The organism is Arthrobacter sp. B0316-1-20 (genome assembly GCF_059091865.1).
This window is the reverse complement of record NZ_JBNHHC010000083.1, coordinates 1-10,458: the sequence shown is the minus strand read 5'-3', so window position 1 is coordinate 10,458 and position 10,458 is coordinate 1. Positions and strand designations below refer to the sequence as shown.

Genomic DNA, 10,458 nt, shown 5'->3' with positions numbered 1-10,458 from the left:
GGGGCTGGCCGGGCCGCGTGCCTGCATGCCCTCGATGACCTATCGAACTGGCTGTCGGCCACGGTGCGAGGCTGGCTATGGACCGGCCGGTCGAATCGGTGGCAGCAGCGCAGAACGGTTACCTTGTCACGGCTGAGAATGGTATGACACCAAGCCTCCTGTCCAGCCCCTCGGGATCACGCACCTCATCGTTCAAAACGCCTGCCTCGAATCGTTTCTACCGTTCCCAACCCATCGAACGGCGAGACATCGAGCGTCGAGCCGGTGTAGGGCGCCGCACCATAGCCCGGTTCCGTAGGCGAGGTCGTCCAGGCGGCGGCCGACAAGCGCAGTGAGCGGATCGACGTCGGATCGTTCACAGAGGAACAGCACGAGATCGACGGCGACGGCAGTGATCAAGGCGCGCCGGATTGACCGGCTGAAAAACGCCCCGATCGCAGCGGCCGGCCACCAGTGCCGGAGCAGGAGGCCGCATTCCTGGCGCACCGCCCACCCCAGGCCTCGGGCTGCCAGCCGCGTGGCGATTAAGCCAGCACCGTCGACGGCGGGAAGGCGTGCACGGAGGGACCACGCGGTCATCGCGCCGGCGCTGATGGCGACCGGTGCTGACCACCAGCGGCGTTGGAGGACCGCCGCGGCGCCGAGGGCCATGGGCAGCGACAGGACTGCCGGGGCGACTTTGTCACCGTGCCGAGAGGCCAGGAGGGCTCCGCCGGTTCCGTAGAGTACTTTTCGGCCAAGCCAGGCTCGCACGCTTGGCCGGATGGCGTGGCGAACTTCGATTGTGGGGTCGTACCGCACGACGTGTCCGGTCTCGACGAGCCGCCAGACGAAATCGACATCTTCGGCTACCCGCCACGTGTCCTGGAAACCGGCGCGCAGTAGTTCTGTGCGGCCTACGAGGCATGCCGAGGGGAGCCAGCCGATTTTGGCGCCGGGGCGGACCTGGCCACCGGTCCTGCCTAGGTCGAGGGAGGACGCGGCTGCGTCGTACCGTTCGAACCAGCGGGGCCGAGCCGTCCGGGTTACGCCGGCGACTCGGGGCCCGACGAGTGCAACGCGCGGGTCGGTGCAGTGGCGGGACAGGTCGAGCAGGGCGCTGGCGTCGGCTTCGACGTCGGAGTCGACAAAAGCGACCAGAGGCGTGGCGACTTGGGCGAGTCCGGCGTTGCGGGCTCCGGCCGGACCCAGGTTGCAGGGGAGTGGGATCAGGCGCGCGCCGTGCCGATGCGCGACCTGCGCGACGGCTGCCGGGTTGTGTGAGGCGTCGTCGACGACGATGACCCGCAGCGGAGCGAGTGCGGTCAGGCAGCGGTCCAGTTGTTCGGCCCGGTCCCGTACCGGGACGATGACCGTGAGGTCCGCCAGGGATACCTCGACGCGGTCGAGTACGGGGTTGGCGAGGTTGCCGTCGAGGAGGCGGCGGGCGAGTGACGCCGTCGTCGTATCCTTCACGGTCAGCTGACCGTAGGCGAGCAGGCTTTGTGCTCGTGCGCTGAGTCGCACGCTGCGGGTGGGGGAGCCGCCAATGAGGAGCCTTCCCTGGTCGGCGATGATGAGGTCGTCGCGGAGGCGGATTTGGAAGCCGTCAGGGAGCGTTTGCCGGTCGGTGAGCTTGGACACGGTCATGCGGAGAATCCTCCGTCGGCGTGCACGACCGAGCCGTTGAGGGCCGTGGCTTCGTGGCTGCAGCAGAAGGCAATGGCGGCGGCCACCTCTTCGGGGTTGAGGAGGCGCCTGAGCAGCTGGCGGTTGGCAAAGTCTTCGACGTCGGTCAGGTCGTAGACCTTGCTCGTGGCGGCCAGCATTGCCGTCCGGGTTGAGCCCGGCGACACCGCGCAGGCGGTGACGCCAGTGCCGACGAGGTCGGCTGCGAGCCCTTTGACGAGTCCGACGACGGCGTGTTTGGCGGCGTTGTAGGCGGCGAGCCGGAACAGCCCCTGGCGACCCGCGGCGGAGGCCACGGCGACGAACCGGGCGCCCTGCGGGTGCGGGCCGGCGAGGAAGGCCGGGACTGTGGCGGCGGCCGTGTTCCACACGCCCCGCACGTCCACGTCCCACAGCAGCTGCAGGTCCGCCTCGGGTGTCTCCCACAAGGGTTGTCCGCCGGCTATGACGGCGGCCGCCGCGACGGCGGCGTCAAGTCGTCCCCAGCGGTCCAGGGCGACTTGGACCGCTGCCTCGAGTTGGGCGCGGTCGCGGACGTCAGCGATGTGCCCGATGACGGTGCCGTCCGGGGCTTCGGCCACCACCGAGTCGAGGTCAGCCTTGGTGGCGAGCGGGTACGGCAGGCTGGCTTGGTCGCCTTCGCAGCCGTCGACTGCGAGAACCCGGTGGCCGTCCGCGGCCAGCCGGCGGACGGTCGCGGCGCCGATGCCCCGAGCTGCTCCGGTGACCAGCACGACGCGGGGGCTCACCGGGCAGGGACCTTTGCGCCGAGAGCGTCGACGACGTCGCTGACCATCGAGGCCAGCAGCAGCGCGCCGTCCTCGGCGGTCGCGCCGGCCGGGTCGCCGAGCACGCCGTTGGCGGAGACCGCCTTGATCCCGCCCTCCATCATCAGCGGGAGCAGTTCGGTGAGGGGGCCGGTGTTGCCGGCCTCGGCCCGCTCGAGCCGGACATCTCCAGGTCGCAGGTGGAGCATCAGGGAAGTCTCGGTGCGTCCGGCATGCAGGTCGACCTCTTCGGTCGCGCAGGCGGCCCAGGCGACGTCATGGCCCTCGCGGATGAGCTGGCGGACCGCGTCCCGCAGCGCAGTGAAGTTGCCTCCGTGCGCGTTGACAAAGACGACCCGCTCGGCCCAGGTGCGCAGTGACCGGGTGAGTTCGACCAGCACCGTGCGCAGGGCAGCGGTGCCGATCGAGCATGTGCCGGGGAAATCCTGGTGTTCCCCGCTGGACCCGTAGGCCAGCGCGGGCGCTACCACTGTCCTTTGTCCCACAGCGATCAGTGCCTTGGCTGCCGCGGACGCGACCGCGGTCGCAATGACCGTGTCGGTGTCAAGCGGCAGGTGCGGCCCGTGCTGTTCAATCGAGCCGACGGGCACCAGGACGGTCACCGCCGCGGGGACGTCGAAAGAGGTAGTTGATGAGAGCGCGGTCATTGGACTGGTCAACGGTTGGTCATGGCCGGCTCGGGGACGCCCAGGGCCCGGTCGAATCCGTCAGGGATGAGCAGGTGGTCGGGACGCAACTCGGCGGTCGATGACAACGCGAGTCCGCGCAGGGCGGAGTCGATGCCGCCGGAGAGGATGTCGAGGACGTTCTCGACGCCGGCCTGTCCATTGGCGGCAAGTCCCCACAAGTAGGCGCGCCCGATCAGGACGGCCTTGGCGCCCAGGGCGAGGGCCTTGACCACGTCGGAGCCGCGGCGCACGCCGCCGTCCATGACCACGTCGATCTGGTCTCCCACGGCCTCTGCGATGGGGCGGATCATCCGGATCGCGGCCGGGGTGCCGTCGAGGTTGTTACCGCCGTGGTTGGACACCGAGATGCCCGCCACGCCGGCGTCGACCGCGCGCAGGGCATCGTCGACGCGGCAGACGCCCTTGAGGACGAACGGTGTGCCGGAGATCTGCTGCCAGGTTTCCCGCATCCAGGTTACGTCTTCCCAGCTGGGTGGCGGAGTCGTCATCCACTCGTAGTAGGCGCCGAAGAAGGTGGGCGCCGGCCCCCAGGATGGTTTCACCGGGGTTTCGCCGCCCGGGGCAGCGGTTGGCGGCTCGCCGCCGGGCGGGGCGAGGTTGGGGGCGGTGAGGTCGGGCAGTTTTCCGGTTTCGCGGAATTGCTGACCGAACTGCCACAGCCACCGCGGCTTTGTAGCGACTTTGGGTGCCAGACGGACCATGGCCTTGAAGTCCACCTTTTCCGGGATTTCGGGGCTGCCCCAGTCGCGGCCCATCGAGAATGACCAGTCCAGGGTCGCGATCAGGCCGGCGACGCCAGCAGCGTGGGCTCGTTGCATGCGTTGGATCATCGTGTCTCGGTCGCCGGTCCAGTACATCTGGAAAAAGGTGGTGGCGCCGGTGGCGGTGACGTCCTCGACCGACTTGGAGGCGAAGTTGGACAGGCCCATAATCGTGCCCCGCGCCGCGGCGGCCCGAGCGACGGCGACCTCGCCGTCGGGATGTACTGCCTGTACTCCTGTTGGGCTGATGATGACCGGCGTGCCAATTCGTTGCCCAAAGACAGTCGTTGCCTGGCTGCGCTCGGGCTGCTGGCCGACGACGTGGGGCGCCATGCCGAGCTCGGCGAACGCTGCCTCGTTATCGGCGATGCTCTGGCCGCGCTCGGACCCGGCGACCAGGGCACCATAGACCGGCTGCGGGAGGCGCCTGCGGGCACGCTGCTGCGCAACGGCGACGGATTCGAACCAGGGGTTCTGCTTCCAGGGATTCTCGATTTTCATTTGCCTTGCCTTCAGAGGTTGGTGTCCGGACCGCCCAGCTCTTGTTTGGAGGAGACTGACGGCCAGGTGTCAAAGGGTGGTGGGATCGAAGCCCGCGAGGGGGCTCTCCGCACATGCCGAGACCGGCGGCCGGTCAGGCCGGCGGGTGAGGAGCTGCAGCATCACGGGCTGGTTGCGGGTCGGATTGGCTTTGGAATGGTCTTTGCTGGCCGGCGGTATGACGCGGTCCCCGGCGAGGGCCTGCTCGCCGTACCCCTGGACACATTCGGGGTCGGGGCCATCAAGGGGCAGGCCGGTGAAGAACTTCGCGGCCATGCAGCCACCGCGGCAGGAATCGAAGAACTGACACGTCGTGCACGCGCCGCCGGTCTGCGGAGAGCGCAGGTCCTGGAACAGCGGGGAGGTCTGCCAAACCTGCTGAAAGCCGCCGTCGGCGAGCAGGTTGCCGGCCAGGAAGTTGTCATGGATAGCGAACGGGCAGGCGTAGACGTCCCCGATGGGATCGATCAGGCACACGACCCGTCCGGCCCCGCACAGGTTCAGGCCCGGGAGCGACTCGCCGAAGGCTGCGAGGTGGAAGAACGAGTCACCGGTGAGCACGTCCTCGCCGTGGGCCATCAGCCAGTCATAGAGTTCGCGCTGCTGTTCGGGCAGCGGGTGCAGTTCGTCCCACACGTCAGCGCCCCGGCCGGAGGGGCGGAGGCGCGTGAGCCGCAGCGTGGCCCCGTACCGGTCGGCCAGCGCCTTGAATTCGTCGAGCTGGCTGATGTTCTGCCTGGTGCACACCACAGAAATCTTCGCGTCCTTGAAGCCCGCGTCCTGCAAATTTTGAAGGGCCCGCAGTGCGGTCTTGTAGGAACCGGGGCCGCGGACGTAGTCGTTGACCTCCGCCGTCGCACCGTCCAAGGAAATCTGGACGTCCACATAGTCGGTGGCGGCGAGGAAACGGGCCCGTTCGGGATTGATCCGCACCCCGTTGGTGGAGAACTTCACGCCGACCTGGTGGTCCACGGCGTACTCCAGGAGCTCCCAGAAATCCGGGCGGATCGTCGGCTCGCCGCCGCCGATGTTGACGTAAAAGACCTGCATCCGCTGCAGCTCGTCGATAACCGCCTTGCACTGTTCGGTGCTCAGTTCGCGCGGGTCCCGCCGGCCTGATGAGGAGAGGCAGTGCGCGCACTCGAGGTTGCAGGCGTATGTGAGCTCCCAGGTCAGACAGATCGGGGCATCCAAGCCGTATTCGAACTGCTGCACCAGCGTGCCGGACTGCGGCCTCTCCGGACGGTGGGTGGGACGCTCGGTCAGGTTGGTGGTCATGCTTCAGGTTCCTTCCGGGGGCGGATCATGTCGGTCGCGGCCAGGCCGCGCAGCGCCGCCGCATAGGATTCGTGCTGGGAGGCCGGCACGCCCGCGCCTTCGAGCGCGGTCCGTACGTCCGGGGCCGAACCGAGGCCGCGGACGACGGCGACCAGTTCGGGCCGCTTGAGGAAGGTCAGTTTCCGGTTGCCGAAATGGTAGGCCAGCGCCCCGAAGGGCTCGGGCCGCAGCGCCACCGACGGCGAGAGCGTCCACGGCTCTCCCAGCAGGGCGTCCATCAGTAGACGCCGCACATGCCGTCGATCGAGATCTCCTCGATGAGGTCTTCGCTGACCAGCTCGGTCAACTGATCCTGATGCTCGATGGGGTTCATTGTGATCTTCCCTTCTAACGTGTTCTTAGGCACATAAACGTGCTCTTAGCCACACTAATGGCACCGAGGGCAATAAATCTATCCTCTACCCAAAAATGAATCGATCATGACCAGAAACGGTAGGTTGCAATGTATGTCCAGTAAGCAAATCTGCACGGGCGCACGGGGCCGGCCGGAGGTCACCTCCCATGCTGTGATCGAGCAGGCGGCCTTCGCTCTCTTTGCCGAGCGCGGCTTCGCCCGCACCACCATGGCTTTGATCGCAGAGCGGGTTGGTGTTGGGCGGCGGACGCTGTTTCGCTATTACCAGTCGAAGAATGACATTCCATGGGGTCAGTTCGACGGGACACTTGACCGTTTCCGTGCGTTGCTGGATGAACAGCCCGATGATGCTCCGGTACATGCCGGGGTGCATCGAGCGGTTATTGAATTCAACCGTTTTCCCGCAGAAGCTCGTCCCTCACACCGTGAACGCATGAGGCTCATCCTGACCACGCCTGAGTTGCAGGCCCATTCTGTGCTTCGTTACGCGGCGTGGCGCCGCGTAATCGCAGAATACGTTGCACGCCGTACCGGGGCACAAACGGATGACCTGATACCCCGGATGGTCGGACACGTGTCACTGGCGCTCTCGGTGACCGCATACGAAGCCTGGCTTGCGCAACCGCAAACCGGCGCGGACGCGCTCCTGGACCTCATCGACCGCGCCATGACGGGTCTACGGACCTACCTTGACCCATAGAAGGGTCTGTGAGACTTATCTGCAGCTGGTCTGGGACTGGCAGGCAGGATGGGTACTGGCTGTCCCACCCCGTGGATGTGACTCAAAAAAACAATGACCGTAGTGTCTTGCTCCCGACCTGTCCTTCCATCGGGGTGGTTGGCCGGTACCCGTCCGGCCCACTTCGGTGACTTGATCAGAAGGTTGTCCGCGTCTTTGAGCGCGTGACCCGTCACAGTGTTGTTCCGATGTGATTCCTACCCGGCTGGTACCGGCCGACAGCGGCCATAACCATATCCGTGAAGAGGAAGGTACGAATGACCGCCATCTCCTTAGGCGGCCTGTGGCTGGACCCGGTGCTCCCGGAGTCCTTCGGCCGCCTCCATATCACCAACGCGCCCACGGGCACCGGGCGGATCACCATCGACATTTCCGGTTCCGCCGTGGCCGTCCAAAATCTGCCCGAGGGCTTGGTGCTTCACCGCGGGCACCGACCATGGATAACCGAACTGGTGGAACAGGCCAAACTGCCGCCGGAGAAATAGGGTGCCCTATGTTTTTCGAAGACTCACGACCGTCTCAAGTAACTATTCATGTCCCGAGCTGCTGACCGTTATGCCAGGCAGTAAACAGCAACCCAATGTCATATGCCCTGTTATCGGCGCGCCTTGGCCGACATGGGTCCTGTTCCTCCTTGGTCGGCTCTTCTTCGTGCGGGCTCGTCGAACGCCTTGTCGAGGTCGTCCCGGCGAATGCGGGCATCCCGGCGTGGGATCTTTCTCAGTGGGCGATGAGCAGTTTTACCGCCACGATGATGCTGGCGACGACGGCCAGGCCGATACCGCCCCACAAGGCCCCTGCGCTGGCGGACCTGCCGCTTTGTCTTTGGACGACAAGACCGATGGAGGCAAGGCGGAACAGGATCAGAGTGGCTGCTGCGGCGAGGCCAAGCCGGTCCTCAAGCCTCACCAGGGCCGAAAGGCTGACCACGGCGGCCGGCATCAGCCCGGACGTCAGGATCGGGACAGCATCGCGCAGCTGGTGAAGCATTTCCTTGCGGGAGAGTTTGCCGCCCACCGCGGAGGCACTGAAACCGTGCGCGAGAACGTGGGCCAAAAAGGTGGTCAGTGCTGTTCCGAGGATGTAGAGGAGAGCTTCGCCGGTCCGGACCGCGGACGGAGTGGAGGCGACAATGGCCGCCAGTACCAGAACGTTGCCGTACACGTAGGCGGAGATGCGGCTTACGGCCCGGAGTGGATTCACCTGCCCGCCCGCCCGGTGGTGCAGGCGGATGGACCATGGTCCGCGATTGGTCATGGCCACAGCGTAGACCGGCGCAGGGCCGCACTGAATTCTTTTGGACGGCATGATCTGCACGGCCGCTGTTGCCGGCCTGATTCTGCTGGTGCTGCCGATCATCTTGATGGCCCATTGCCAGGACCGGGCCACGCCTGCGGTACTTCGGCTTCGAGCGCAGTCAATCCTGGGCCGGCCCTGTTCACCGCGGCCGCCGGCGGAGGACCCCTGACCGCCATGGCCGGTGACGCCCGGATCATCCGGCCGCGGGCGAACGCGCAGGAACCGGAAGGGCCGGCACCGGCAGCGCAACCGGTCCCGCTGAACGGGGGGCAGTTACCCTGCTCGCGCCATGTTGCCCGGTTCAGGCGGACAGCCGCCCGGACAGCTTCAGCCGATGACGGCCAAGGCTTCGGGCACCGACTCCACCAATACATCCGACGCGGCACCGACGGTCATGATTTCGCCGTCGGTCTGGACCGGGATGCTGTCCGTCGTGCTGAACGCGTAGCGGCTGACGCTGGGCTGTTCGCCCAGGCCCACCGTCACCGCGCGGAGGGTCATCAGTGCCATGCGCCACTTGCCGGCATGCGGCAGCATCACCACTTCGAACTTCCCGTCCGCTGGATCGCCGGACTCGCTGAGCCTGCCGTATTTGGCCATATCCGGGATATTGGCAAGCACCAGGCTGTCCAGCGTCGCCCGGGCGCCGTCGGCCCGGGCGATCTCGAAGGGCCGCAGTCCGGCGACCGTGCGGGCTACCGAGACGAGCTCCTTGAGTGCGCCCTTCTGGCCCTTTTCGATCCCGATGGCCATCAGCGGGGTCAGGCCGAACCCGATATAGGAGTGTGCGTAGCGCGACCACTGCTGCGGCCCGCCGCCGACCCGCAGCCTCAGCAGGTCGATCCGCCGGATCTCGCCCCCGGTGATCGCTTCGATCAGAAGCTGGCGCCCGGTGCTGCGGCGGTGGTCGTTGGCGTTACCTCCGGCCATCACGGCGCAGACTGCCCCGGTGCCCGGGACATCCATCACCCCGTTGACCACTTCATTGAAGCCGCCGTCGCCGCTGACCGAAACAATCAGCGGTCTGCCGTCCTGCGCCGCGGCGCGCGCCAGTTCGCGGCCATGCCCGGCCGCTGCGGTGTGGCGCACCTGAACCGGCACATCCGGCAGCCGCCGGGCCAGGTCCCCGCGCAGGTGGTCAGCCAAATACACCGGGACCTTGCCGGCGTCCGGATTGTAGATGAGCACAATCCGCTCAAAACACCCGGAAGAGGAACCATTCATACCACCAGCTTAATCACCGCGAACGCGAGACAGAGCCATCGAAATACCCGGGCTCGGGGCCGGCTCCGAGCCCATTCGCATTTGCCACGCCGGCCCATGGCAGATGCGCTGATATCGGCGCTTGCAGGTCCTGCAGCCCGGTGTTCGGATTTGTATGTGCCGTTTGGCCTGAGGAATGGGAGCTTCATCCACAGGGGCGGGGCTACGCTCCGGGGGTGTTGGCCCGCCCGTATCAGCGGGGGGCCGGATCCGGCTGCTTCTGTCATACCCGCTTGGTGGGTTCCCTGTTTCACATCACGGGCCGGACCGTGCCCACAGTATTTTCGGCTCCCGCCGGCTGATGAGCCAACCGTCGTAAAAGCGGGCTGTGGTCTGGGCTCTGCAGGAATAATGAAAGCAATTCCTGATTCGTGCGAGGCCCGTCTGCCCCCCTGCACGTCCTATGCCGGCACTGCCGCCCGGGCGGATTCCGAAATCAACCGTGGGTCCGGAAATGATGAGAAATCCCTCATAAATCAACCTTTTCCCAACCGGATGCTGAGAAAAATTGCTTCAGGAAATGCGGGAAGAATTATTACCGCAATTAGCGCCGGAGACCCAAGAACCGGCGGCAGAAAGACGTCCCGCAAATCTGGAAGCGGTGCCGATGCGGCACATTGAAATCTAGTGTTTGGAGAAAACCGTGCAGAACAAGACCCGACAGATCATTGGAACGGCGGCCGTCGCCGGCATTTTCCTCGCCGGCGGAATCACCGGATCGCAGGCAGCGGACGATGTTGAAGATCCCGCCGCCGCGGCCGAAACCGTAGCCGCAGAGACCATCGCCGACGAGGCTCCGGTTGAGGAGGCTCCGGCTGAAGACCCCGCTGAGGAAGCGGATCAGGACGAAGCCGCCGAGGATGCGGCTGAGGCTGAGGAGGATGCCGCGGAGGAGGCTGAGGACGCCGCCGAGGCTCCGGCTGAGGAGGACCCGGCTGAGGAAGCGGATCAGGACGAAGCCGCGGAGGATGCGGCTGAGGCTGAGGAGGATGCCGCGGAGGAGGCTGAGGACGCCGCC

General features: G+C 66.3%; 13 protein-coding genes. 4 read left to right on the top strand and 9 right to left on the bottom strand.

The window, feature by feature from the left end:
* Window positions 1–192: 192 nt before the first annotated feature.
* The 7 genes from mftF to mftA all read right to left on the bottom strand — a co-directional run bounded on the left by mftF (window position 193) and on the right by mftA (window position 6,097).
* Window positions 193–1,629 (bottom strand): mycofactocin biosynthesis glycosyltransferase MftF, encoded by a 1,437-nt coding sequence (gene mftF / locus AC5RW2_RS38500; protein WP_494031243.1) that lies wholly within the window; start codon window positions 1,627–1,629, stop codon window positions 193–195.
* Window positions 1,626–2,417 carry a mycofactocin-coupled SDR family oxidoreductase gene (locus tag AC5RW2_RS38495; protein WP_494031244.1) on the bottom strand — a complete coding sequence of 264 codons (792 nt, stop codon included), beginning with the start codon at window positions 2,415–2,417 and terminating at the stop codon, window positions 1,626–1,628. Before AC5RW2_RS38495 ends, mftF begins: the two co-directional genes overlap by 4 nt.
* The gene (mftE, locus tag AC5RW2_RS38490; RefSeq protein WP_494031245.1) at window positions 2,414–3,103 is read right to left on the bottom strand and encodes a mycofactocin biosynthesis peptidyl-dipeptidase MftE; all 690 of its coding nucleotides are present in this window, start codon (window positions 3,101–3,103) and stop codon (window positions 2,414–2,416) included. Before mftE ends, AC5RW2_RS38495 begins: the two co-directional genes overlap by 4 nt.
* An 8-nt stretch (window positions 3,104–3,111) precedes the next feature.
* Window positions 3,112–4,407 (bottom strand): pre-mycofactocin synthase MftD, encoded by a 1,296-nt coding sequence (mftD, locus tag AC5RW2_RS38485; RefSeq protein WP_494031246.1) that lies wholly within the window; start codon window positions 4,405–4,407, stop codon window positions 3,112–3,114.
* 69 nt (window positions 4,408–4,476) lie between these two features.
* The gene (gene mftC / locus AC5RW2_RS38480; RefSeq protein WP_494031247.1) at window positions 4,477–5,724 is read right to left on the bottom strand and encodes a mycofactocin radical SAM maturase; all 1,248 of its coding nucleotides are present in this window, start codon (window positions 5,722–5,724) and stop codon (window positions 4,477–4,479) included.
* Entirely contained in the window at window positions 5,721–6,002 is a 282-nt protein-coding gene (gene mftB, locus AC5RW2_RS38475; protein ID WP_494037018.1) for a mycofactocin biosynthesis chaperone MftB, read from the bottom strand. The genes mftC and mftB overlap by 4 nt, the downstream gene beginning before the upstream one ends.
* The gene (mftA, locus tag AC5RW2_RS38470) at window positions 6,002–6,097 is read right to left on the bottom strand and encodes a mycofactocin precursor MftA (protein ID WP_494031249.1); all 96 of its coding nucleotides are present in this window, start codon (window positions 6,095–6,097) and stop codon (window positions 6,002–6,004) included. Before mftA ends, mftB begins: the two co-directional genes overlap by 1 nt.
* Before the next feature lie 133 nt (window positions 6,098–6,230).
* Here mftA and mftR point away from each other — a divergent pair, with 133 nt between their 5' ends.
* Both mftR and AC5RW2_RS38460 read left to right on the top strand, forming a co-directional pair.
* Window positions 6,231–6,839: a mycofactocin system transcriptional regulator MftR gene (gene mftR / locus AC5RW2_RS38465; RefSeq protein ID WP_494031250.1), complete on the top strand. Its 609-nt coding sequence runs from the start codon at window positions 6,231–6,233 to the stop codon at window positions 6,837–6,839.
* 296 nt (window positions 6,840–7,135) lie between these two features.
* Window positions 7,136–7,363 carry a hypothetical protein gene (locus tag AC5RW2_RS38460; protein ID WP_494075166.1) on the top strand — a complete coding sequence of 76 codons (228 nt, stop codon included), beginning with the start codon at window positions 7,136–7,138 and terminating at the stop codon, window positions 7,361–7,363.
* A gap of 235 nt (window positions 7,364–7,598) precedes the next feature.
* Here AC5RW2_RS38460 and AC5RW2_RS38455 read toward each other — a convergent pair whose 3' ends face one another.
* Both AC5RW2_RS38455 and AC5RW2_RS38450 read right to left on the bottom strand, forming a co-directional pair.
* Window positions 7,599–8,135 (bottom strand): hypothetical protein, encoded by a 537-nt coding sequence (locus tag AC5RW2_RS38455; protein ID WP_494075165.1) that lies wholly within the window; start codon window positions 8,133–8,135, stop codon window positions 7,599–7,601.
* Window positions 8,136–8,504: 369 nt separating this feature from the next.
* Window positions 8,505–9,401, bottom strand: a complete 897-nt coding sequence (locus AC5RW2_RS38450; protein WP_494075164.1) for a diacylglycerol/lipid kinase family protein — start codon at window positions 9,399–9,401, stop codon at window positions 8,505–8,507.
* Window positions 9,402–9,791: 390 nt separating this feature from the next.
* Here AC5RW2_RS38450 and AC5RW2_RS38445 point away from each other — a divergent pair, with 390 nt between their 5' ends.
* Both AC5RW2_RS38445 and AC5RW2_RS38440 read left to right on the top strand, forming a co-directional pair.
* Window positions 9,792–10,061: a hypothetical protein gene (locus AC5RW2_RS38445; RefSeq protein ID WP_493986657.1), complete on the top strand. Its 270-nt coding sequence runs from the start codon at window positions 9,792–9,794 to the stop codon at window positions 10,059–10,061.
* 22 nt (window positions 10,062–10,083) lie between these two features.
* The coding region (locus AC5RW2_RS38440) for a hypothetical protein (protein WP_494075163.1) at window positions 10,084–10,458 on the top strand (375 nt) is incomplete at its 3' end.

Coding starts and splice junctions, on each gene's coding strand:
- AC5RW2_RS38455 (WP_494075165.1), bottom strand. CDS start 8,135: ATGACCAATCGCGGACCATGGTCCATCCGCCTGCACCACCGGGCGGGC.
- mftE (WP_494031245.1), bottom strand. CDS start 3,103: ATGACCGCGCTCTCATCAACTACCTCTTTCGACGTCCCCGCGGCGGTG.
- mftA (WP_494031249.1), bottom strand. CDS start 6,097: ATGAACCCCATCGAGCATCAGGATCAGTTGACCGAGCTGGTCAGCGAA.
- AC5RW2_RS38450 (WP_494075164.1), bottom strand. CDS start 9,401: ATGAATGGTTCCTCTTCCGGGTGTTTTGAGCGGATTGTGCTCATCTAC.
- mftR (WP_494031250.1), top strand. CDS start 6,231: ATGTCCAGTAAGCAAATCTGCACGGGCGCACGGGGCCGGCCGGAGGTC.
- mftB (WP_494037018.1), bottom strand. CDS start 6,002: ATGGACGCCCTGCTGGGAGAGCCGTGGACGCTCTCGCCGTCGGTGGCG.
- mftD (WP_494031246.1), bottom strand. CDS start 4,407: ATGAAAATCGAGAATCCCTGGAAGCAGAACCCCTGGTTCGAATCCGTC.
- mftC (WP_494031247.1), bottom strand. CDS start 5,724: ATGACCACCAACCTGACCGAGCGTCCCACCCACCGTCCGGAGAGGCCG.
- mftF (WP_494031243.1), bottom strand. CDS start 1,629: ATGACCGTGTCCAAGCTCACCGACCGGCAAACGCTCCCTGACGGCTTC.
- AC5RW2_RS38460 (WP_494075166.1), top strand. CDS start 7,136: ATGACCGCCATCTCCTTAGGCGGCCTGTGGCTGGACCCGGTGCTCCCG.
- AC5RW2_RS38445 (WP_493986657.1), top strand. CDS start 9,792: ATGAAAGCAATTCCTGATTCGTGCGAGGCCCGTCTGCCCCCCTGCACG.